Consider the following 24,637-nt stretch of genomic DNA (forward strand, 5'->3'; position numbering starts at 1 on the left):
TATTTAAAACTCTGTGATTGGCACTACATCTATCTTATAACCGTCTTTCTCGATTGTGCATTTGTAATTATAAGTCACAATAACGAGATTATCACACTTTAATTCTCCGGCACATTCAACAATACTATCCACTTCACGCTTTTCCGTTTTAGGACTGCTAATATCATAACAGACCTGGACAAGACGTAATATGCGAGTTCCTTCACGAAGTACAAAATCAACTTCCTTATCGTTTCGTGAACGATAATAGAACATGGTCTTTTCAACATCATAACCTCGGCGTATAAGTTCTATGAAGACTTGATTTTCAAGCAACCGTCCTAAATTGTCACTTAAGGAAAAAGCCTTGGACACCACAAAACCATTGTCAACTACATACACTTTCCTTGGAGCTTTTTTCATCAACTTAAGTTTATTATTGTAGCGCGACAAATAATAGAAAAGGTATGGTTCATGGAGATAGTCCATATATTTCTTGGTCGTATTGACACTGGAGAAGTCAAGTTCTGATGTCAATTCATTAGCACTGATAGGATTACAGAAATTCGATACAAGATACATGGCCAAGTTATTTAAATCTGTCACATTCCGAACATTATGACGCTTAGCAACATCTTTCCATATAATAGAATCAAATAACGTATCAAGATAACTCCGGGTCAATTGGCGTGAAGCAACTACTTCTGGATAACCGCCATTCCTTAAATAATCATCTGACAATACAAGGGATTCTGTTTTGTGCTCGGCTTTCAGTAGATGCAGATCAAGCCCATTCCAATCAAAAAACTCTTCAAGACTGAAAGGTAACATCTCTACCTGAAGATACTTACCTGTTAATACTGTAGCCATTTCGCTGCTTAACATTCTGGCATTACTGCCCGTTATTACGAGATTCTTTCCCATTCTATACAGTTCACTGACCCACAGGTCCCATGCATCAAGATTCTGGACCTCGTCCAACAGAATATATTCATATCCAGGATAGACATCATCCAGCATCCGCATGACCAAATCAGCATCCCAGGCTTCTAATAATTGATAGTTATCGAAGTTTAAGTATGCAAAATTCTTGTCCCGTAGCATTAGTAATGCCTGAGTGGATTTACCCACTCGCCGAGGGCCTGTTATCAACTTGATAAGATGGCTGCTCAATAGCAATTCTGTATTTTGACTACTCTTACGTATTAAATAAGGACGAGACATCAGTTCATCACGTTCTTTGCGTTGATTCAGAATGATTGTTTTCATCTTTTATATGTTGTTATTCGAATACAATATTACTATTTTTTATTCAAATAGCAATGCATATTGCACAAAATATGCATTAATTTATGCAGTATAAGATTATTATTGAATGATATTTAGTATTATTGAGTGTAAGAACTGCCATGCTAACAGAAAGGTATACAGATAGCATTTTTTTAATGACTCTACACACTGTGGTCATGAATTGGTAACATTGTGATGTCGTGACTTGGCTTTTTAATTACTTTTTCTGTCTTTCATTTTTCAAGCCATCTCCCTAAAATGTCTAAGTGTGGAGATTTATCCAGGAATCAAAAATACCTGAACTTGCGATGCAATAATGTCATAACAAATACCTTGCACCACAATTTTATTCATAAAGCCCGAATGTCGATTTACAAAAACTTAAAGAAACGATAATCATACTTGGTTTAGTATAAAAGCTCTGACTGCCCAAAAAAATAATCATTAGGTTTAGATTAGAACTTGATTAGATATACAAAAAAACAAACTAAACTTAAGCCTTATGCTGAAGAAAAAAAGAGGGACAAAGGGACATATTGCTCAAAAACCATAAATATACGACTCGTGGGGTAAAGGTCAGACAAAGCACCACTCCAACGAGGCATAAGATGGTCAAATTGGGACCTGAAAATATCCGACTTGTTAAGAGGTATTACAACAATAAAAGCTATAACAAAAGATCATTGTTTTCAAATAAATACTTATATTTGGGGTATATATCGGTTATAATGGATAAAAATGAAAACCTCTATACAGATTACTAAAATAAAGACAGTATTACTCTATATTATGCAGAGTTTCCCCCAAGGAGTTGAATATACAAAGCTATTTGGAATACTTTATTTCGCACAACAGGATTATCTTGTCAAATATGGGAAGGTACTTATAGAAGACTCTTTCATGGCATTGAAGTATGGTCCGGTACCGACTTATATTTATAAGGCCCTACAAACAGCAGGAAGAAAGCCTACGGAAGAAGGATTTAATGATTTCCTTACCGGAATAGAGGTACATGAAAAGAAAATTTATGCTTCTGCCAAACCTGATATGGACTACATTTCAGGCTCAGACAAGCGTTGTCTGGATGCTGCCATTACCAAATATAGGGATACAGACCCTTATGACCAATCAGACCTGTCAAATGACTCGGCATGGAAAGAATTTATGACACGTATTAAGGATGATCCGCAAAAGAATTTGCTTACTATCATGGATATAGCAAGGGCTGGGAAAGCCAATAAGGAAATGGTAGATTATATCCGCAAAAAACAAATTGTAAGAAACGCTTTATCTTAAAATTGCATGGACGACTGAATCAGTAGGCTTGAAAAGCCTGAAGTCGAATTAGTAGATATTCCATCATTTATCGGCCTCACTACGGAAAGAGTTCCATCTATGGATTGCTAATAGTCAGATAGAATCAGCCTTTTCTCTAGGAATGATGAATCTTCAACAAAGTAAAACAACTAACGTCCACTTGCAAAAAACAACAAGAAGTCTGTAATGACCCGCATTGAACATGATGTGCCAAATGAGAACAAATAAAAAGCCAGAATTTGAATTAGTGCCGGCTCCAACAATTCATTATCTTATTTAAATCGTACTGTACTACTCTAGGAACAGGCAAACTGGCAAGCAAAATAGCACCCTATATTTTAAATTATCCTGCTGTTTAGTTCCGCTATCTATAAAAAGCGGAAAGACAACAGACAACCTCTTCAAACATGAAATTCTGCATTTTAAAAACAGACCAGATGCTGTTTACCATACACCGCATGACCAAATCAGCATCCCAGGCTTCTAACAATTGATGGTTGTCGAAGTTCAAGTATGCAAAATTCTTGTCCCGCAGCATCAATAATGCCTGAATGGATCTACCCACTCGTCGGGGACCTGTTATCAACTTGATAAGATGGCTGCTCAATAGCAAATCTCTATTCTTACGTTTCAAATAAGGGCGGAGACATCAGTTCATCACGTTCTTTACGTTGATTCAGAATGATTGTTTTCATCTTTTATGTGTTGGTATGGTAAAACAAAGGGATGGTCATAAACGAAAAAACCCGTTCTTGATGAACGGGTATACCCTTAACTTGGTTACGTATTTTGATAACAGAGGCTTTACCAAGCATTACGATACAAATGTCCGACTTTTATTTGAATATGCAAAATGAAATATAAAAAAGTAGTCAGATTACAATGGAGTGTGGAGATTTGTTCAGAAATCAAAAGGACCTGAACTTGCGATGCAATAAACCTTTGCACCACAATTTTATTCATAAAGCCCAAATGTCAATTTACAAAAACTTAATGAAACAGTAATCATACTTGGTTTAGTATAAAAGCGTTGCCGACCAAAAAGATAATAATTAGGTTTAGATTAGAACTTGATTAGATATACAAAAAACAAACTAAACTTTAAGTTATATGGTGAAGGAAAAAAGAGGGACAAAGAGAAAATATAGAATTCTAAATCACGAGGGACAAAGGGACATATTGCTCCAAAACCATAAATCTCAAAAATGAAATAGTATTAGTGTTTTCTTTGCAGATTGTGACTGATTTTTTGTCCCCCGTTTGTCCTCCAGCATGACAAATTGCCAAAACTATACCTTATTATCAATATTTTATGAGTTTATAACACATATTGCATCGTCCCTTTTCCATCTGTTCCGAGAAAAATATATTGTCTTTTAGTGAGCAAAACAGCCAGTATACATAGAGTTAATAATACATCTTTAGAAAACACTAACTTTACATACTAGCTAGAATGAACTATAGCAGTATCATATAATTTACTGTAATAATTTAACCCTATTTTATTCCTTCCTCATCCTTCCTATCCATAAAATTTTCGTTAAAATGCTTAAAAATAGTTTCCTAAACTCTCCTGTTCATAAAATATAAGTGCGTATCATTATTTCATTTCTTACAGCAAATATCGCCCTCTGCCACTGACTATGCAAGGCTGCCCTGTTAATAAAACAAGCGCGGACGGGGAACCGGCCGAATGGTTCTGTTTCCGCCATCCGAATGCAATGTCACTTGGCGATTTGCACTTTGTCTTATTTTGCCGACCCTAAAGCTGGAAAATCCAGCCTCTGCGGAAACTGATAACGACAAACCATGCAGCAGAAACATCTGCAAAAATTTGTCGGAATGAAATGGTTGTTGTACTTTTACAACATTAGACCCCCAAAAAGCCTCTCAACGATGCTCAAATCTGGGGGAGCGTTTTATTTTTATACCCTATGGGCATTTAATCTGACAAGGTCTATACATGCCCCATTGAGATTGCCACCCTGCTGAAAAACAGAAGTTGGGACGTTAGGGACTCCCAACGGCTGGAGCATTATATCCAAAACATCGGCTATTACAGACTTGGCACCTATCTGTATCCCATGCTGCAGATACCCAAGGAGGTTCATCAATACAAGGCAGACAGCTCCTTTCAAGACGCACTTAACTCATATCGTTTCGATAAGAAATTGCGATTGTTTCTCTTTAACGATATAGAGAAAGTAGAGATTGTCTTGCGCAGCGCATTGACAAACATCGTGACGAGGAAACTGGCAATATCTTCCGGATGACAGATGGCAGCTTGTTTGTGAATGCTGACAATTTCAACCGAACCATGACATTGGTTGACAAGGAACTGAAAAGCTCAAAGGAGGAGTCCATCCTGCACTTCAAAAGAGTATATGAAAGGTCACTTGCAACAGCAATTGGCAGATTTTCCGATGATAGACATCAATGTTATGGTTTACCTACGAGCTGACAAGAAGAACCGCTGTGGAAAGAATAGCCCCATAGACTGAACATATATGTTCCATTATTCCGCCAGCATTTTGCGAATGACCGTAAGAAACAGGCGGATTTTCTTTTTGAGTATATCAAGACAGTATATGAAAAATTCATCTAGGTTAGTCTTCTGCCTTAGTTACTACATACTTGTACGAAGTTCCTATTCATTGGAAGACAGAAGTATCACATTAATAATCCGAGGATACAATGCCTTAGCTTTATCGCTATATCGGCAAAACATCTGCCCTATTAGTGAGCAATACTGAGATTTTCTGCGCAGACAGGCCTGCCTCCAACAATCTGCATCTTCTGATCCAACTTTCTTGGCGACTTTGTACCTGTTGTTTTTTTCGATACTGCTTAATATATAATATAATATGCAAATACAGCAATTATATCTTACTTTATGATATATTGATGGATAAATATTAAATTCAAAAGTAATTCTTCTGATATAAATTACTACAATCCATACTTGAATAAACATTATCTAAAAAGGTATATTCAAAGTATTTGATATTCTATTAGTTACAAGTATTTTATACATTTTACGCAGTGGAGTGCGTATTTTTACGCAGTCAACTGAAAACTCAGAAGGAATTACAAAAATTAATTATGGCTGGCGAAAAGAGAATAAGTCAAAAGAAAATATTGGCATACAGAAAGATTACTAACCTCTAAGGTTGATATCAGTTTCCAACCAAAATATACAAGTATCTATCTTTTTTTGGCAAGCAAAATAGTTTGGTTTAGAACTTTGATAGATATACAATAAACAAGACTAAACTTATATCTATAAGAGGCGGCGAAAGAAAAGAGGTATAAAGAGCAAATACATCGCTTCAAAACATGAGGGACACGAGGGACAAAGGAGATTTAACAGGCTCCTTAATCACGTTTTTCAAAAATGAAATTGTATTAGTGTTTTCTTTGCATATTGTCTCCATTTTTTTGTCCCTCGTTTGTCCCCCAACATGAAAAATTACTAAAACAATATCTGATTATCAATTGATTACAAGTTTATAACACATACTGCATCGGAAATACAACCTGATTATCAGTGACGAGTTCGGACATGTCTGTTGCGGACAAAAAGTGAGGAAAAATGCACTTCAATCACCTGTCACCCAGGCCAGGAAAGAAAGCCACAATCATTACCACAAACCTGTTTTTTAACAGGTGGAATGAAATCATCAAGGACAAGGTACTGGTCGCGGCCATGGTGGACAAGTTGACGCATAAGGCGTTTCTTGTCAATATGAGCGGACAATCATATAGACTCAAAGAAACACAAAAAACAACGAAAATATAAAAACTAGAGTTTATATCGAATAATTGATTAAAGCGTTCTTTGACTTATCTTTGTGGTCTAAAAAGTTCAATTGATGTATTACGACAAGATTCGCCACCGTCATAGCCAAGTGCTTGCAACGACAGGATTAACTCCTGTTGAGTTTGATGCCTTGCTAGTAACTTTCAAGTACCATTGGGATGAATATTACAGCCATTTTACCTTGGAAGGCAAAGTGCGTCAACGTATATCTTACAACAGGAAGACCAGTGTGTTGCCTCTGATTCAGGACAAAATGTTCTTCATATTAGTATATCTGAAGACCAATCCCCTTCAGGAACTCCATGCCATTCAGTTTGAGATGACCCAACCCCAGGCCAACAGGTGGATTCACCTTCTTTCTGAGATTCTCCGTCGTACATTGAAAACGCTTGGTGAATTACCCGACCGTAACTCCAAACGTCTGATACACATTCTTCAAGGATGAGAAGAAGTCTTGCTGGACGGAACCAAGCGACCTATTCAACGCCCTTTGGATGAAGACAGGTAGTCTGCATGCTATAGTGGTAAAAAAAACTCATAGCATAAAGAATAACCTGTTGTGTACCAACGATCTTAAGATTGTATGGCTGAGCTCCACATACGAAGGTCATGTCCATGATAAGAAGATTTGTGATGAAGAACCTCTTCTACTCCCCAGAGGTATTAGAATCTGGCAAGATACAGGTTTCATCGGACACAGACCGGATGGAGTTGAAATATGCATGCCCAGGAAGAAACCAAAAGGAAAAGAGCTTACTGCTGTTGAAAAACAAGAGAACAAGCGGATTTCCGGAATCAGGATTAAAGTGGAGCATGCCATAGGTGGTATGAAAAAATGCCGTATTGTCAAAGAACGATTCAGATGCCATAAATTCGGTTTCGAAGATATGGTGATTCTTATTGCTTGTGGATTACACAACATCAGAATCAGTCACAAAATGAGTCATATAACAAATTAATCTATATAATGTCTACTATTTAAAACAATAAAGTACTTTTGTAAAAGCCAAGGGTGAAGCTCGGTTAAAATAAAATATGGTGCTATTTTCAATTAGCATCTATACGGATACTTCTAAAAAACATATACCCAAAATGCCTTCACTTCTTCCTATCTCAGACTTTCAACAGAATCTTGAGCTCTCATGAAACAGCCTTTTTCCCTTTCCGTTTGTACACGGAAAGGGGATTTTTACTACCGTTTATCCATATCCGGAGAATAAGCCTTGGAAAACGCATACAACCCCACGAACGTGAACAATCCGTTCAACATCAGCAATTCGTATCCGAAACGATAACCATAGGTCGAAACGGTCCAGGCGTCTAACAAGTAGCACCCCATGGGTGACGCGACACAAATCCACGGGACAGCCGCAAGCCAGAGTTTGCGCCGGGTAAACATGCCGAAAGCAAACAAGCCCAACAACGGCCCGTAAGTGTAAGAAGCCACCACATAAATGGCATCGATGACACTGGAATCGTTTACGGCCTCAAAACACAAGATAAAACCGACAAAGAGCAAAGCTATTACTCCGTGTACCTTCTTTCTTACTGCTTCCGGACGGGTAAACCTCCGCTCCACGTCCAGAATGTCCACACAAAAACTGGTGGTCAAGGCCGTCAGTGCGGAATCCGCACTGCTGAACGCCGCAGCGATAATACCGATAGTAAACAGTACCAACACTCCATTCCCTAAATGGCCTTCCGCACAAAACAAGGGCAAAATGTCATCTCCCTTCACGGGCAAGCCTATACCCTCGCGCGATGCCAAAGCCAACAGCAGGACGCCCACTCCCAGAAACAGCATATTCAAGGGTATGAACGAAAAGCCGTACGAGCACATGTCTTTCTGCGCATCATGCAGGTTCTTGCACGTGAGATTCTTCTGCATCATATCCTGATCCAACCCCGTCATGACAATCACAATAAAAATGCCGCTCAGGAACTGCTTCACGAAATGTTGCCGTGAAGTCCAATCGTCCCATTCTATCCAACGACCGTAAGGACTTTCCACCACATGCCGCACTGCCTCAACCACCGTAAAATCGTTCAAACGGCACAGTTGGTACAAAATCAACACCAGTGCCGTTACCAGACATAAAGTTTGCAAAGCGTCGGTCCACACCAACGATTTTATGCCTCCCCTGAAGGTGTATAGCCAAATCAGGAAAACCGTTCCGGACGCCGTGACCTCGAACGGAACCCCCAAGCTTCCGAACACGTAATTCTGCAAAATCAGGCACACTAAATACAACCGTGCGGCTGCCCCCAACATTTTAGATAACAAGAAAAAAGAAGCTCCGGTCCGATAGGCCGCCTTGCCGAACCGGACATCCAGATAAGCATAAATGGAGGTCAGGTTCAGCTTATAATACAAAGGCAACAATACAAAAGCCACTACGAGATACCCAAAAAAGAAACCTACACACATCTGCATGTAGGTCATATCCGCGTCCCTTACCATACCCGGCACCGACACGAAACTCACCCCAGACAAGGAAGCCCCTATCATGCCGAACGCCACCGCCCACCATGGCGACCGTCTGCCTCCCCGGAAAAACGTATCGTTGTCCCCCATCCCACCGGCCTTACGGGAGACGGCAAACAGCAGAAGGAAATAAAGAACCGTTGTCAGTATGATATAAAATGCACTCATACAGCCCTTCTGTTTACGGTGCCACGTCCATCCGTCGGCCCCAGGAGCAAACACTATTCATCCGTGTTCTCCTCTTCCAAGGTAAAGCGGCTGCTTCCGTCGAAACAATGCGTGCACACCTGACATTTAGGCAAGCCGATGGCTTCTATAAGGTCTTCCAACGTATTGAACTTCAAGGAAGAAAGATTCAGGCGTTCTGCTATCGTATCCACCATTCGCTGGTATTCGGGCGAACCTGTCTGCGCGTATTTCTCCAAGTTTTTGTTCTCATCTCCCTCGAACTCCTTAATCAGCCGACGCGTAATCAACTCCATATCGCTTTTCGATGACGTGAAATTGATAAACGGGCAACCGTAAATCAACGGAGGGCAAGCAATACGCATGTGCACCTCTTTGGCCCCATAGTCGAATAAGATTTTCGTATTGTCGCGCAGTTGCGTTCCCCTCACGATGGAATCATCGCAGAAAAGTACACGCTTATCTTTCAGCATGTCGCGGTTGGCTATCAGCTTCATCTTGGCCACCAAGGAACGCATCTCCTGATTGCTCGGAGTGAAGCTCCGGGGCCATGTAGGAGTGTACTTGGAAATGGCACGTTGGTAGGGCACTCCCTTTCCTGCCGCATACCCCAAAGCCATGCCGATACCGGAATCCGGTATGCCACAGGCACAATCCACTTCGGCCTGGTCCCTCTCCCCCATCTTCTTGCCGCAAGCAAAGCGGAACTCTTCCACGTTCTTACCCTCATAGCAGGAAGTAGGGAAACCGTAATACACCCAAAGGAAGGAACAGACTTGCATGCGCTTATGCGGACGGCGCAAACACTCCATCCCCTCGGCCTGCAACCGGACAATCTCACCGGGACCGAGGTAATACACGGTCTCGTAATCCAGATTGGGAAATGCCGTAGACTCCCCGGTTACGGCATACGCTCCTTCTTTCTTACCTACTACGACTGGTGTACGTCCCCAACTGTCTCTTGCAGCTATAATGCCATCTTCCGTCAGCAACAACAAGGAACAAGACCCTTTGATTTCCTTATACATGTGTTCGATACCTTCCACAAAAGTCTGTCCTTGGTTAATAAGCAAAGCTATCAGTTCGGTAGGGTTTATCTTACCTGAGCTGAACTCTGAGAAATGCATGCCCTGCTCCAGAAGCTTTGCGGCCAAGTCTTCCGCATTATTGATTTTCGCTACCGTCACAATCGCAAAACGCCCCAAATGCGAATTCATCAACAAAGGCTGTGCATCCGTATCACTGATGATACCGACACCGGCATTCCCTTTAAACTGCCCCAACTCGTCCTCAAACTTCGTCCGGAAATAAGTACTCTCCAAATTATGTATCGAGCGGATGAAACCATGCTCTTTACTATAAGTGGCCAACCCGCCACGCCGTGTACCTAAATGAGAATTATAATCTGTGCCGTAAAACAAATCGGCCACGCACTGCGTCTTTGAGATGACGCCGAAAAAACCTCCCATAAATATCGTGTATGTGAATTTGGGCACAAAATTAAGAAAAAACAACGATACACTATATCCATTTTTATTATTATCTTTGCCTGCGTCACTCTGAAAATCGCGATTAAGCAAGAGCAGAGCCGAGCTTGCTCGGGCCATACCGAGCCGGGGCGATTCATTTAAAACCGATAAACGTGAGTTTCATACGATATATATTGTGGGGATGCATGTTGTCCTTTCCACTGGTGATGCAAGCGCGCTTGGAAGCCGCCGACTCTATCATCAGCCGGATGCACCATGCCGCTTCACAATATATGGACTTCATCCACGAATACCGCGCAGAGCTATACATCAAAGCCCAACTGGATATCATCAAGAAAAACCGGGGATTCCGTTTCATTCCGGGATTGTTCAGAACCCCAAAAGACGCCAACCGCTTTATCGTAGAGACATACAGCGACCTACACTACACCGCTCCCAACATATACGACCAGAAAATCAAGGCTTATACCGGAACGTTGGGCGAAGCCCGTGAAATACCGGGCATTACGGATTATTTCAATGTCAACATCTATGCCCCTTACCTGATGGGGCAACGCCTGCTCTCCCCTTTGGCTCCCAACAGCAACAAATACTACCGCTATACTATCGACTCCGTGTCGTGCGACCGGCAACAACGTATCGAATACCACATCCGATTTATCCCTCGCAACAAAAGCTTCCAGTTATTGGACGGAAAAATGACGATTACGGAAGGGGCATGGAGCGTGCGCGAGATTTCATTCAAAGGGCAAGCCGATTTGTTGCTTTTCGATTGCCGCATCATCATGGGAGACATCGGCACCGACACGGAATACCTGCCGGTGAAAAACGACATCAACGCATCGTTTGCCTTTGCTTTCAATATCATGGAAGGATATTACGAATCTAGCCTGACTTATAAGGAAATACATCACCGTCGTAATACACCGGAAGACAGCATTTCCAAACCGAACTACAACCTTACCGCATCTTTTTCCCTGCAATGCGACCGGCAGGCCTATACAAAGGACTTTGCCCGTTTCGACTCCCTGCGGCCTACTCCTTTGGACAACTCCGAACTGTATATATATAAAAGGTATAAGGCACGGACGGATTCCATGAATTATATACAAAAGGAAACGACCAAGCCTTTCAAGAAAAACATCTGGGGCTCGGTGGGCGACTTTTTTCTGACCGATAGCGACTGGAAACTAAGCAACAATGCCACGTTGCAAAACTCTCCCTTCATCAATCCGCTGATGTTCAGTTACAGCAAAACGACCGGTATCGCCTACCGGCAAGATTTGAATTTCAACACCACATTCCGAAACAGCCAGTCCCTTCACGTCGGGACACGCTTGGGATATAACTTCACCCATAACGAATTCTATTGGAATGCAGGGGCCGAATACCAATATTGGCCGGAACACATGGGAACGGTAAGAGTCAACGTCGGGAACGGCAACCGCATCGGGAACAGCCGCATTATTGATGAACTCAAAAAGATTCCATCAGACAGCATCATCGACTTCGACAAACTGAACCTGGACCTTTTCAAAGACTTGAATTTCGAAATCAGCAACCACCTCGAAATCACCAACGGCCTGTCCGTAGGACTGGGATTCATGTTCCACCGCCGTACACCGGCCGAACATCCTGAAGAAAGTTTCCGGCAAGTAGAACTTCCGGAAAACGTAACCGAAGGATTGAAGGCCAACATACGCCCGCAGTATAACAGTTTCGCTCCGCGCATCCGGGTAGAATGGACTCCCGGCCAATACTATTACATGAACGGCCGACAGAAAATCAACCTGAAGTCCCGTTTCCCGACTTTCATCGTGGACTACGAGCGCGGTCTCAGGAACATATTCAAAAGTACAGGCGTTTATGAACGTATTGAGTTCGACATGCAGCACCACATCCGTACGGGTCTACTCTCCGACCTGTATTACCGCATCGGAATGGGACTGTTCACCAATCAGGAAGAAACTTATTTCGTAGACTTCGTCAACTTCCGCAAAAGCAACCTCCCCGAAGGATGGAACGACGAAATCGGAGGAGTGTTTCAGGCTTTAAATGGCCGATGGTATAACGCATCTCCCTACTACGTCAGAGGACATATCTCTTACGAAGCCCCGTTTCTTGTGCTACGCCACCTTATCAAATACACCAACCATATACAGAACGAACGCCTATACCTCAATATGCTCACCATGGACCATTTAGGACCTTATTTCGAATTGGGTTACGGCATAGGGACCTTCGTGTTCGACATGGGACTGTTCCTTTCTTTGGAAAACTTCAAGCAAATCGGCTTTGGGTATAAGTTCACCTTTGAGTTGTTCAGCAAATAATAAGTGGATTTTCCTTTTTCTACTTTTTCATCATCTTTCCGTATGGAATGATATACAACCCTTTAGGCCATTCTTCCGGAATACCTTCACCGGGCAATATTTCTCCTCTCTTTACACCGTCCGGCCCATAAACAGGCAAAGGATGCCCGTCCGTCCTAAACTTTATCCAGTCCACCTCGTCCGGTGAGTCTTTTTCAATCAAACGCAAGGTATGAGAACCGGTTCCAGTGTACACCAAATACCCCCTACCGGATGCCATCCAACTTCCCGCCGCAGCACGCACAAACCGTGTGCCGCTATCATCCAGAAGAAAAACATTTTCCTTCTCATTTTCAATATCATACCGGCTGAATATTGTATAAAATCCATCTGTTTCCTTTAAGCTATTTTCCTGGGCCTGCACGACTGTCCCGTCTCCATAAAAGCAGACTACGGATTCACGGGATTCTGTCGCTTTCCACAAATAGGGAACACAGGCTTTCCAAGCCTCATCGGTTTCCATTCGGTGGAATACCACACCCTCGCCGGTTATTTTTTCAAAGCAAAGACGTTCCGATGCTACGGTTTCTCCGTCTGGACTTTCCCAAGTAACTTTCTCCACGGCATACGGCAAACCTACAGTCAACCATCCTTCGTCATCCTCAGTTTTCCGGTACCACACAATTCCAGTTCCCGACGGTACCGTAAACGAGTACTTAGGCCCTAAAGTACAGCTGTCACAACCCACCATCCGAGTCACGGCCCTTCCTTGTACATCCTCATCCTTCCGGTCTATTTCAACCACATTGGGCCATCCTTCCGGCAAACGCCCGGACTCTCCCTTACGCACGTATGTCCAGACATATCCTTTGGGCATCTTCCCGCCACCCACCATACCTTTTCCTTGTGGCAGGGATATTTCGGTAAAATCAATCCGCCGGGCTTGAGCATAATCCAGTGCAAACAAAGAGTCTGCCAACCAGTCACCTTTGAAAGTCCAGTCGCCGTCTTCTCTTCCTGCCAATACAGGCGGTTGCATTTCCTTATATATAAATAAGGAATCGCCTACATCCTGTTCGCATAACTTAAAAGAAATACCCCCGACCGGCATCAGACCAAATTGTTTTTTAGAAGAAACAGACGTAAAAACATCCTCTTTCGTATACAAAGATGTCTTTGACAAGCGAGCTGAGGCTAACGATATGATTTCAAACTTATTACTATACTTGTTTTTAGGATTTACAGAACTGGCCAATTCCTCGTCTGTCAAAGTCAATAAAGAAGTATACTCTTGTACACGCCCGTTAGAATACGCCAACCACGCATCCAAAGCCATGTCACGAAACGCATAAGCCTTCCCTTCCACCTGCAATTCAAAAATAGCCGTTCCGCCGTCATGTATATGTATTCTCCCGTTTTTATCCAAGGGAAGCTTGCGGGCAGCACGGTTTTTCTTCCCCGTACCGGTTTTATCCTGCGATGCCATCACGTACAACGAGTCTGGATGTGCCGCACAATACCCGGCCAATACACAATGCATACCCTCCTCCAGTTCACGGACATTCCTTACACGCCTGAAAGTTTGTGCTGAAACTACTTCTCCCCATAAACCCAACAGGAGAATACAACTATATAAAAAACATCTGGCATCCATGGTATTTTCATTTAGTTCTAATCGACCGGCCACCTTCAATATGTCCCGGCTTCAAGTCTATTATTATCGTATCTTTTTGAACAGGTCCCGGTTCAGGATCTTCCGGTTCCTCCGGCTTCCCTGGATTTTCCGGCTCTTCAGGTTCTTCGGGTTCTTCGGGCTCTTCCGGCTCCGGCTCTTCCACATCCCCGCCATTCGTCAGCCACTCATGATACGCCACGTTTTTCAATCCGACCACGTTAAAATAAGTCTTCACCAATCCCAACAAGCCAATCCGGCATCCCAGTACCTCCGGATGATCCACAAGATTGGCTTCATCCCTCACATCCGTACCCTTTTTAAGCTCTACTGGCATGCAACGCGAAGCATCCCTTTCATCTTTTGAATCCGCTATCAGAAGGTTCGTGCTTACGCCAGCAGCCCGTATCTCATCAGCCGTGAACAGGGCATTTTTCATCGTCCTGTCACACGCCCCCACTATATACCCCACGACCATTTCCTCATAATCCTCATCCAAGTCTACCCCTTCATACTCCGACAATATCCCGGTTACAGTCCAAGCACCCTCATATTCAGGCGGCAAAGGCACCTCTTCTTCCGTTCCGCCAGTCCCTCCCGCCCCATGGCCTCCGCCTTCCGGCTTATCGCCCGTTTGCCCGGGCTGTTCCGTGTCTTCCCCTTCTTCCGAAGGTAAATCCACTTTTTGGCAGGTTGCAAATCCTCCGACCAGATACAACCCGAACAGCATCTTCACGAGAAATTTATATCCAGACCGCATATCATTCTATTCTTCTGTCAACGTCTCTTTCAGACGTTTGAACTTATTTTTCATATCATGGGAATAATATAAATCATCCCACCACGCCCATACAAACACCAGCAAGTCAAAAACCAACCAACCGGCCAAAATCCAATGACAAGTCTCCATGATGCAATCATTTAAATATTTTTCATCCTTGCAAATATACGATTTTATCCTAAAGCCCGCTACCTTTCGATAAAAAAAACTATCTTTGCACATAATAAAGTTTACTATTTATTATGGAAGTCATTCAAACCGCCATCGAAGGCGTAGTGATTATCGAACCTCGGTTGTTCAACGATGCAAGAGGCTATTTTTTCGAATCTTTCTCACAACGGGATTTCGACCGGTTGGTCCGCACCGTACATTTCGTGCAAGACAATGAAAGCAAGAGCAGTTACGGCGTACTGCGCGGTCTTCATTTTCAAAAACCGCCATACGCACAAAGCAAGTTAGTACGCGTCATCAAAGGCGCCGTATTGGACGTGGCCGTGGATATCCGGAAAGGGTCGCCTACTTTCGGTCAACATGTAGCTGTAGAGCTGACAGAAGAAAACCATCGTCAATTCTTCATCCCCCGCGGTTTTGCCCACGGCTTCAGCGTGCTCACGCCGGAAGTTATATTCCAGTATAAATGCGACAACTTTTATGCACCGCAAAGCGAGGGGGCATTGGCATGGGACGACCCGGACCTCGGCATCAACTGGCACATTCCTTCCGACAAAATCCTCCTGTCGGAAAAGGACAAGCGTCATCCTCGCCTGAAAGATGCCGAATGGTTGTTTGATTACTCAGAAGATTTATACCAATAATACAGCACATCATGGATTTTAAAAGAAATATCATCATTACCGGAGGAGCCGGTTTCATCGGCAGCCACGTCGTACGCCTCTTCGTCAACCAATATCCGGACTACCACATTATCAATCTGGACAAGCTGACCTACGCCGGAAACTTGGCCAACCTGAAAGACATCGAAAACCAACCGAATTACACTTTCGTCAAAGCGGACATTTGCGATTTCGACAAGATGAGCGAACTCTTCCGGCAATACCATGTGGACGGCATTATCCATCTGGCTGCCGAAAGCCACGTGGACCGCAGTATCAAAGACCCGTTCACTTTCGCACGCACCAATGTCATGGGAACGCTCAGCCTGCTCCAAGCAGCCAAAGAGTATTGGGAATCCCTGCCGGAAGGCTACGAGGGCAAACGTTTCTACCATATTTCGACCGACGAAGTGTACGGGGCATTGGAGCTGACTCACCCCGAAGGCATCGAACCTCCTTTCACCACCACGGCCTCATCTTCGGAACATCACCTGGCATACGGTGAGGCTTTCTTCCTGGAAACCACGAAATACAATCCGCACAGCCCCTACTCCGCTTCCAAAGCCAGTAGCGACCACTTCGTCCGTGCTTTCCACGACACCTACGGCATGCCGACCATCGTAACCAACTGTTCCAACAACTACGGGCCTTACCAGTTCCCGGAAAAGTTGATTCCGCTGTTCATCAACAATATCCGCCACCGCAAGCCCCTCCCGGTCTACGGCAAAGGGGAAAACGTGCGCGACTGGCTTTACGTCATCGACCACGCCCGTGCCATCGACGTAATATTCCACAAGGGAAAGGCGGCAGAGACGTACAACATCGGCGGCTTCAACGAATGGAAGAACATTGACATCATCAAAGTCGTCATCCGTACGGTAGACCGGTTGCTCGGCAACCCGGAAGGCTATTCGCTCGACCTGATTACTTACGTGACCGACCGCAAGGGACATGACTTGCGTTATGCCATCGACTCTACCAAATTGAAAAACGAATTGGGATGGGAACCTAGCCTGCAATTTGAAGAAGGCATCGAGAAAACCGTCCGTTGGTATCTCGACAACCAGGAATGGATGGACAACGTGACAAGCGGAGACTACCAGAAATATTACGAAAACATGTACAAGGACCGGTAATCCGCCATCCTGTCCACGAAGACACACGCCCCCGGAAACCTTTGTTGTTTCCGGGGGCGCACGTTTTTCTATCGGCAAGAAAAAAAGGATAAAGCTTAGCTGCGGCTCACTTCCAACCCCTTTTCCGACAAACTCATCTCTACAAAACGGGCACGGTCGTTCACAGCCTCCTGTACCAAGATTTTCCGGATACGGGCTGCCGCCTCTTCGTCCTTGGCCATCATGTAAAGGAAGCCACCGCCACCCGCACCGGGCAACTTATACCCTAAACACAAGTCATCTATTTTCCCGATAATCGCACGGACAGCCGTCGGATTCGTCCCCTCGTCCAAACGGCAATTCTGCATCCATGACCTCCTGACCAAACGGCCGGTCTCCTCAAAACTGTTCCGCTGTATGGCATCGTACATGTCCAAGGCATGTGCCTTCATCCGCCCCAATAACTCCAAACGGCCGGTCTCGTTCAGGAACATCCCTTTCACGATTTCCGCCAGGATGCTCTTGGCCGTACGTGTAATGCCGGTATAATACAACAGATGGCATTTCCGGTATTCAGGTGCGGTAAACACGTGGTCGGGCAGCCAACGTACCAAAGGCTGTTGGCAAGTCCCCGGTTGGGTCTGGAGCAATTTCACGCCTTGCAGGATGCCGCCGTATTGGTCTTGCCATCCTCCGCCCGTGGTCAGCAACTGCTCCAACACGAGCGTACGGTTGCCCACCTCATAACGGTCCCATCCCAACCCGCAGAAGTCATTGACGGCCCCCAGCACGGTAGAAGCTAAGATTGAACTTGTCCCCAACCCGGAACCGGCCGGAATGGCAGACAGCAATGTAATTTCGATACCCGCACCGAAAGCCTCCAACTGCGCCTCTAACGACGCATGGGCTTCCGCACAGAAATCCGGATGGAAACCGGCCAACACCAACGCTGCCTTCGGAATGGAAAAAGGAGAGCCGACCTTATTGAAGGCCGCAAGTTCGTCGTATGTACGCACCACCTCCATCGCGCCCAAGTCAATGGAACGCATCACGATATGACGTTCCCGGCAAGGCTTCACGTACACCTGCAACGGGGGCTGCCCGTTCAGTTCGATGGAGAGGTTCACCACATTCCCTCCCTCCATCAGGCTGTAGGGCGGCGTGTCCGTCCATCCTCCGGCCAAGTCGATACGCACCGGACTGCGCCCCCACACGATCTGGTCTGCATAAACCGACAAGCGGGGAGACTGCCGGGCCGCACAGGCCGTGCCGGTCAGCATCTTACGCATCAATCCGAAAGCCTGTTCTTCATATTTCCGTCCGTCTTCACCTTTCAGGCCGGCCACACGGGCACGGAACATCGCATCGCTGATACGTGTCAACCCATCCGCCATCTCCGGCAATGCGTCCGGTAAAGGCAAATCCTCCTCCGCATATTCATGGGCCACGTCATCCAAGTTCAACTGGTAGAACACGCTACGTTCGTAATGGGCTGCCAATAAAGGCAGGTTCTTCGTCCGGAACGCCTCACGTTGGCACGTCAGGCGGTGCAGGTTGGCGTATGCCGACAATTCATCGGCCGACATTTTGCGGGCCGAGAACCATACCTTACGTCCATCCTCCAATTCAGGCTCGGTCGTCATCCAACGCATAGCCAATCCCAAGTCCTCCACATTGCCGCACAAAGGAAACAAACGGGCCGCCTGCAAATCATGGTTCTCCTCTATGTCTTCCGGTTTCAGGCCGCGCTCGGCCAACCACTCCGTCACAGGCATGCCCTGATACAGGACCGCCCTGTCCGACAGGCAGCCCTTGAAGGCATCGTTGAAACCGTAAGGACGGGCGGCAAAATCCTCCTCGCCCACCGGCACCACGTCGATGCACAAACCGGCGGCCAACTTCAGCGGCCAACGGTTTTCAGGCACCCCTGTAATGATGTTGCGGCACGCCAATGTCCAGTCGCGCCCCACGAAGCTGTTCTCTATCCAAAGTTCAGAGTTCGCGGCCTCCAGAGGCACTTCCACTTCGGCATTCTGCACGAACATGGCCGGATGGGGCTTAGCCTTGCGGTGCATGATTTCCCGTTGGTCCGTCACGATGTTCTGCACGGCCAACGTGGAAGAAATCATCTCGCGGCTCGTCCCGTAATGGTAGAAGTTCCCCCCTTCCAAAGGCAAGATGGCCACCGTCAGGCTGTTCAACTCCGGGTCGTCCAACGTAGGACGGTCTCCCAGTGCCAGACCGAACTCGGAGTACATGTCGTAAAACGACAACTGCCCGTCACGGTAAGAACGCTTCACCATCAGTTCCACCGCCCGGTCGCTCAGCAACCAAATCCCGATGTCCATCAGGAACAAATGCTTGCTCATCAGTGCGCCCAACTCGGCCACACTGGGTTTCTGCAACATGAAAGCCAACCTCTCCGGCGACCGGCGGTCCGATACGAACACCCCATGGTTTTGAGCCAGGCTCGGGTCTACCCACAGCCCGTAGCACACCACGTCGGCCTCGGGGATGTCCTGCAAAGGCCGGTCGGTACGGATATACACGTCGCCACTGGCCACCAACGTGTGCAACGACTGCGGCGCACGCTCCATAACCTGCTCGTAAAGGGGCAACTGAAGCGACAAAAGGTTTTGATCCAGACGCTGTCCCCGCTTCCACCGGAACACCGGTACCGGAGTCAGTATTTTCCCCGAAGGCGCGTAAGCCGGCAAACGCCGGCTCTGCCCTCCGGCATGCAGCAGGATGCGTTTCTCACGCGACAGCCATGCAGCAAATGTTTCTCCTTCATCCGTCTCGGACGCCTTGCAGGCCTGCAACAGCCACGCCGTTCCTCCCCCCGAACCTAACTTATGCCCGATGGGGTCGGACGTACAAAACCACTCTTTCCGGTCGGCTCGCTCTACCTCGTGGAAACACTCCACCAGATTCGGCGGAAGCGACAACAACTTTTTCATATCCTATACCTTATTATATATATTAGTGTCCCTGATGATTGATACAGATTCCTTTCAGGTACCATTCATACAAACGGTGCACCCCTTCGTCTATCTCCACCGTGTGGTGCCAACCGAGGCGGTGGAGCTTCGTCACGTCCGTCAGCTTGCGCATCGTGCCGTCCGGCTTGGAGGCATCCCAACGCAACTCACCCTTGAAACCGATTTCGGCCATAATCTTCTCTGCCACTTCGCGGATGGTCAGTTCCTTGCCCGTCCCCACGTTGATGTGGCAGTTGCGGATGTCCCGTTCGCCCGGCGCATACGTGTCCTTGAAATCCACGTTCAACAGCACGTGCACGCTGGCATCCGCCATCTCTTCGCTCCAAAGGAATTCGCGCAACGGTTTGCCGGTGCCCCACAACGTCACGGCCTCCGGCGTGATGCCGTAATGCGCCAACACGTCGAGGATATCCGCTTCTGTGGAAGCGGCATCCACCACTCGCTTCACACCGTCGCGCACCACGCTCACGGGACGCAGGCCGATGTCCTTGCGCACAGCCTCCCAGTCCCCTTCGTTCAGGCACTTGGCCAAATGGACCTTACGGATCATGGCCGGCAACACATGGCTGTTCTCCAAATGGAAATTGTCGTTCGGCCCGTAAAGGTTTGTCGGCATCACGGCGATGTAGTTCGTCCCGTATTGCAGGTTGAAACTCTCACACATCTTCAGCCCCGCTATCTTGGCGATGGCATACGGCTCATTGGTATATTCCAACGGCGACGTGAGCAACACCTCTTCTTTCATCGGCTGCGGAGCCTCGCGCGGATAAATGCATGTGCTGCCCAAAAAGAGCAACTTCTTCACCCCGTGGCGGAAACTCTCGCCGATGACGTTCTGCTGTATCTGCAAGTTCTGGTAGATGAAATCCGCACGATATTGCAAATTGGCCATGATGCCTCCCACGTGGGCGGCTGCCAACACCACGGCGTCCGGCTGTTCTTCGTCGAAAAAAGCCTTCACAGCCGCCCCGTCCAACAAATCCAATTCCCGGTGCGAACGGCCCACCAGATTGGTGTAGCCTCTCTGCTTCAGGTTATTCCAAATGGCGGAACCCACCAATCCGTGATGTCCCGCCACATATATCTTAGCATTCTTGTCCAACATAGCCGTCTTATTCTTTATCCAACTGAGCTTTCAAGTGCAGTTTCTTCACGAACTTCATGTCGTGCTCCACCATGATGCGTACCAGTTCGGGGAATGTCGTCTTCGTGGGATTCCAACCCAAAAGGGTCTTGGCCTTCGTCGGGTCGCCGAGGAGCTGTTCCACCTCGCACGGACGGAAATATTTCGGGTCGACTTCCACGAGCACCTTGCCCGTAGCTGCATCGATACCTTTTTCGTCCACGCCGCTGCCTTCCCATTTCAGTTCCACACCCAAGTTCTGGAACGCCAACGTACAGAACTCGCGCACGGTGTGCATCTCGCCTGTGGCGATGACGAAATCTTCCGGTGTCTCATGTTGCAGAATCAGCCACATGCACTCCACATAATCTTTGGCATATCCCCAGTCGCGGCGCGCATCCAGATTACCCAAATACAGTTTGTCCTGGAAACCCTGTACGATACGGGCGGCAGCCAACGTAATCTTGCGCGTTACGAAAGTCTCGCCCCGACGTTCGCTCTCATGGTTGAACAAGATACCGTTCACGGCAAACATGCCGTAGCTCTCGCGGTAGTTTTTCGTAATCCAGAAACCGTATTGCTTGGCCACGCCATAGGGAGAACGCGGATAGAAAGGCGTGGTTTCCCGTTGCGGCACTTCCTGCACCTTACCGAAGAGTTCCGAAGTAGAAGCCTGATAGATACGGCAAGTCTTCTCTAACCCGCAGATGCGCACGGCCTCCAAGAGGCGGAGCGTGCCCACGGCATCAGCCTCGGCCGTGTATTCCGGCACGTCGAACGACACCTTCACGTGGCTCTGCGCGGCCAGGTTGTAAATCTCCGTCGGATGGATGTCGCTGATAATCCGAATCAGCGAACTGCTGTCCGTCATGTCGCCCCAATGCAGGTTCACCAGACGGCTCTTCTTCATGTCGCGCACCCATTCGTCCAGATACAGATGTTCGATACGTGCGGTGTTAAAGGAAGAAGAACGGCGCATGATGCCATGCACTTCATATCCCTTTTCAATCAGAAACTCGGCCAAATAGGAGCCGTCCTGCCCCGTGATACCGGTAATCAATGCTACTTTTCTCATGATAATTCAAATAATGTTATAGTGTTTAGTGTGAATGTTGCAAAGTTATAAAAAAATCAAGTACCAACATACGAAAAATCAAAAAAAACAAGAATGGAAATGCCTGATAACAAACAGTTAAACAATTCCCTCAAAATGAAAAATCAATCTGCGCCAAACGAAAAATCGTTCGCCTGAGATTGATTTTTCATTTGGCGCAGATTGATTCACAGTTCTGCACAGATTAAAAAACGGACTTTAGAGTGTCCGAATTTTATCCTAACATAAGGCTATCGCAAAATATTGGTCACCAACGAGGCGATAGACACCAAGATACTGATGGAGCTTACCCAATAGCTCGTGCTCGAACCAATATCGGAGTTCTTGGCTTTCGTCTTATTGGGCGTCACATACAAAACGTCGTTCTGCTGCAAATAGAAGTACGGTGACTTGATGATATTGGCATCGTTCAAATCCAACTCATGGATGGTCTTCTTGCCCGTGGCATCCTCGCGGATGAGTTTCACATTGTCGCGGCGTCCGTAAACGGTCATGTCCTTGGCCAAGGCCAAAGCCCCGTAAATCGAAACCTTCTCGGAAGGCACGGTGTAAGTACCCGGACTGGTCACTTCACCCAATACCGAAATCTTGTAATTGCTCAACCGCACCGTCACCACCGGCCGGGTCTTCAGATAAGTACCCTCGATTTTGGAAGCAATCAGGTCTTCCACCTGGTTCACCGTCATACCCCCAACTTTCAGGGTACCGAGGATAGGATAGTTGATAGTACCGTCATTAGTCACCAAGAAAGTCTGCAAAGTCGGTTGGGAAGTCAACGTCCCGCGTCCCTGTCCCACAGCCGGCGTAGCCGTCAGGTTAAAAGGAATGACCGCTTCAGCGTCTTCCGGACAATTCACCGTGATAGTCAGTTCGTCCTTAGGCATGACACGCGCCTCATAAAGCACGGCACTCGAATCGAGGTCGGCCTCCGCACTGTTGATCATGTAAGGCACGGTCTTATAAGAAGTACAAGATGTGGCAAGCCATACCACCGCCACGGCCCACACCGTGAAAATTTTCATGCTGATTTTATTCATATAAGATAGAAATGGTTTTGAATTACACGTATGATTCCAATATCGTAGCCTCGCCTTCAGGCTCAAGCGTCACACTCTCCGCTTCGGCCGACACCAAAAGCGTATGCCCGGCCGCGAGTTTCACTTCTTCTTCACCGCAGGCCACACGGCAGGCTCCCTCCGTACAAATCAAGATGACAAAACTGTCCAAGTCGGCGTAATCGCACGTCATCGGTTCGGTCAACCGGTAAGCACCGGTCGTGAAAAACGGGCTTCTTACCAGTTCGGCCGGCACATTGGCTTCTATTTCGCGGCGCACCTCAGGCTCCGTCACGGCATAGTCTATCGCTTCTTTGGCTTCTTCCACATGAAGTTGGCGCGGCCGTCCTTCGCTGTCCACACGTCCGAAATCATAAATCCGGTAAGTCACGTCGCTGCTTTGCTGTATCTCGCAGATAAAACAGCCCGTACCGATACTGTGTACCCGCCCGGCCGGCAGATAATACACGTCTCCCGGACGCACGTCATAGCGCCGGAGCACTTCGGGCAAGGTCTGGTCGGCCACCCTCGCGGCGTATTCGTCTGCTGTCACCTGCCGGCTGAACCCATCCAACAGGTAAGCTCCCGGTGCCCCGTCCACCACATACCACATCTCCGTCTTACCCGGACAGCCGTGGCGACGCTGCGCCAACTCGTCATCCGGATGCACCTGCACGGAAAGGGGTTGGGCCGCATCTATAAATTTGACGAGCAAGGGAAAACGTGTGCCGAAACGCTTGAAGTTCTCCTCGCCCAACAAAGCGCTCCCGCCTCTTTCGGCCAACTGCGTAAGGGTCAACCCGCCGTACGCACCTCCTGCCACCACCGACTCGTTCCCCGGAATGCCGGACAGTTCCCAACTCTCTCCTATCAGCCGTCCATCGGCCTCCAAGCCCTTGAACGGGAGTATGCGATGCCCTCCCCACAAGGTTTCCTTGAATATATCCGTAAAACGGAACAATTTATTTTCCATGCCTTAACTGTAAAAAATCGTCCAAAATTACGAAATTCACACAACACGAGCAAATAAAAAGGAATATTTAAAATTCAGCCTTGCGTACTG

18 protein-coding genes and 1 pseudogene are annotated in these 24,637 nt (G+C 46.7%); 8 read left to right on the top strand and 11 right to left on the bottom strand.

The genetic code is table 11. The features are described from left to right. Positions 1-3 precede the first annotated feature (3 nt). Positions 4-1,248 carry an ATP-binding protein gene (locus E0E47_RS06905; RefSeq protein WP_071149331.1) on the bottom strand — a complete coding sequence of 415 codons (1,245 nt, stop codon included), beginning with the start codon at positions 1,246-1,248 and terminating at the stop codon, positions 4-6. A gap of 759 nt (positions 1,249-2,007) precedes the next feature. Between E0E47_RS06905 and E0E47_RS06910 the strand changes: the two genes are divergently transcribed. The 5 genes and pseudogenes from E0E47_RS06910 to E0E47_RS06935 all read left to right on the top strand — a co-directional run bounded on the left by E0E47_RS06910 (position 2,008) and on the right by E0E47_RS06935 (position 7,365). After that, complete coding sequence (locus tag E0E47_RS06910; RefSeq protein WP_130893290.1) at positions 2,008-2,565, top strand: Panacea domain-containing protein; 558 nt, start codon at positions 2,008-2,010, stop codon at positions 2,563-2,565. A gap of 2,105 nt (positions 2,566-4,670) precedes the next feature. Next, the gene (locus E0E47_RS17845; RefSeq protein ID WP_420873302.1) at positions 4,671-4,859 is read left to right on the top strand and encodes an Abi family protein; all 189 of its coding nucleotides are present in this window, start codon (positions 4,671-4,673) and stop codon (positions 4,857-4,859) included. A 1,255-nt stretch (positions 4,860-6,114) separates the two neighbouring features. After that, positions 6,115-6,385 (top strand): annotated as a pseudogene (locus tag E0E47_RS06925) (ATP-binding protein); the annotation flags it as partial. Positions 6,386-6,458: 73 nt separating this feature from the next. Further along, complete coding sequence (locus E0E47_RS06930) at positions 6,459-6,851, top strand: helix-turn-helix domain-containing protein (protein ID WP_232038361.1); 393 nt, start codon at positions 6,459-6,461, stop codon at positions 6,849-6,851. Between the two features lie 49 nt (positions 6,852-6,900). Next, positions 6,901-7,365, top strand: a complete 465-nt coding sequence (locus E0E47_RS06935) for a transposase family protein (RefSeq protein ID WP_130893291.1) — start codon at positions 6,901-6,903, stop codon at positions 7,363-7,365. A 233-nt stretch (positions 7,366-7,598) separates the two neighbouring features. Here E0E47_RS06935 and E0E47_RS06940 read toward each other — a convergent pair whose 3' ends face one another. Both E0E47_RS06940 and E0E47_RS06945 read right to left on the bottom strand, forming a co-directional pair. After that, positions 7,599-9,059 (bottom strand): sodium:solute symporter, encoded by a 1,461-nt coding sequence (locus E0E47_RS06940; RefSeq protein ID WP_130893292.1) that lies wholly within the window; start codon positions 9,057-9,059, stop codon positions 7,599-7,601. A 53-nt stretch (positions 9,060-9,112) separates the two neighbouring features. After that, positions 9,113-10,546 (bottom strand): amidophosphoribosyltransferase, encoded by a 1,434-nt coding sequence (locus E0E47_RS06945; protein ID WP_130893293.1) that lies wholly within the window; start codon positions 10,544-10,546, stop codon positions 9,113-9,115. Positions 10,547-10,719: 173 nt separating this feature from the next. Here E0E47_RS06945 and E0E47_RS06950 point away from each other — a divergent pair, with 173 nt between their 5' ends. Next, positions 10,720-12,900 (top strand): DUF5686 family protein, encoded by a 2,181-nt coding sequence (locus tag E0E47_RS06950; protein ID WP_232038362.1) that lies wholly within the window; start codon positions 10,720-10,722, stop codon positions 12,898-12,900. Positions 12,901-12,919: 19 nt separating this feature from the next. On the opposite strand, the gene E0E47_RS06955 is transcribed toward E0E47_RS06950, so the two are convergent. From E0E47_RS06955 to E0E47_RS17545, 3 genes are read right to left on the bottom strand one after another with little or no spacing between them, the layout of a single operon-like run. Next, a complete protein-coding gene (locus E0E47_RS06955) occupies positions 12,920-14,533 on the bottom strand; it encodes a hypothetical protein (RefSeq protein ID WP_130893294.1) in 1,614 nt (537 codons plus the stop codon). A 7-nt stretch (positions 14,534-14,540) separates the two neighbouring features. Further along, on the bottom strand, positions 14,541-15,311 hold the full coding sequence (locus E0E47_RS06960; RefSeq protein WP_008630131.1) for a DUF6359 domain-containing protein: 771 nt from the start codon (positions 15,309-15,311) through the stop codon (positions 14,541-14,543). A 6-nt stretch (positions 15,312-15,317) separates the two neighbouring features. Next, positions 15,318-15,461, bottom strand: coding sequence for a hypothetical protein (locus E0E47_RS17545; protein WP_232038363.1), 144 nt, complete (start codon positions 15,459-15,461; stop codon positions 15,318-15,320). 113 nt (positions 15,462-15,574) lie between these two features. Between E0E47_RS17545 and rfbC the strand changes: the two genes are divergently transcribed. Together rfbC and E0E47_RS06975 are read left to right on the top strand one after the other, a co-directional pair. After that, complete coding sequence (rfbC, locus tag E0E47_RS06970; RefSeq protein WP_008630134.1) at positions 15,575-16,147, top strand: dTDP-4-dehydrorhamnose 3,5-epimerase; 573 nt, start codon at positions 15,575-15,577, stop codon at positions 16,145-16,147. A gap of 11 nt (positions 16,148-16,158) precedes the next feature. Next, positions 16,159-17,301 carry a dTDP-glucose 4,6-dehydratase gene (locus tag E0E47_RS06975; RefSeq protein ID WP_008630136.1) on the top strand — a complete coding sequence of 381 codons (1,143 nt, stop codon included), beginning with the start codon at positions 16,159-16,161 and terminating at the stop codon, positions 17,299-17,301. Positions 17,302-17,396: 95 nt separating this feature from the next. On the opposite strand, the gene E0E47_RS06980 is transcribed toward E0E47_RS06975, so the two are convergent. From E0E47_RS06980 to E0E47_RS07000, 5 genes are all read right to left on the bottom strand, one after another. Next, positions 17,397-20,240, bottom strand: coding sequence for a bifunctional fucokinase/fucose-1-phosphate guanylyltransferase (locus E0E47_RS06980; RefSeq protein ID WP_130893295.1), 2,844 nt, complete (start codon positions 20,238-20,240; stop codon positions 17,397-17,399). Between the two features lie 22 nt (positions 20,241-20,262). Continuing rightward, complete coding sequence (locus E0E47_RS06985) at positions 20,263-21,387, bottom strand: GDP-L-fucose synthase family protein (protein ID WP_008630140.1); 1,125 nt, start codon at positions 21,385-21,387, stop codon at positions 20,263-20,265. Between the two features lie 7 nt (positions 21,388-21,394). Next, positions 21,395-22,480 carry a GDP-mannose 4,6-dehydratase gene (gene gmd, locus E0E47_RS06990; protein ID WP_008630142.1) on the bottom strand — a complete coding sequence of 362 codons (1,086 nt, stop codon included), beginning with the start codon at positions 22,478-22,480 and terminating at the stop codon, positions 21,395-21,397. A 269-nt stretch (positions 22,481-22,749) separates the two neighbouring features. After that, positions 22,750-23,556: a polysaccharide biosynthesis/export family protein gene (locus E0E47_RS06995; protein ID WP_008630144.1), complete on the bottom strand. Its 807-nt coding sequence runs from the start codon at positions 23,554-23,556 to the stop codon at positions 22,750-22,752. A 22-nt stretch (positions 23,557-23,578) separates the two neighbouring features. Beyond that, on the bottom strand, positions 23,579-24,547 hold the full coding sequence (locus tag E0E47_RS07000) for a type I phosphomannose isomerase catalytic subunit (protein ID WP_130893296.1): 969 nt from the start codon (positions 24,545-24,547) through the stop codon (positions 23,579-23,581). Between the last annotated feature and the right edge of the window lie 90 nt (positions 24,548-24,637).

The sequence above is a fragment of the Paraprevotella xylaniphila YIT 11841 genome, from assembly GCF_900683745.1.
GTDB lineage: Bacteria > Bacteroidota > Bacteroidia > Bacteroidales > Bacteroidaceae > Paraprevotella > Paraprevotella xylaniphila.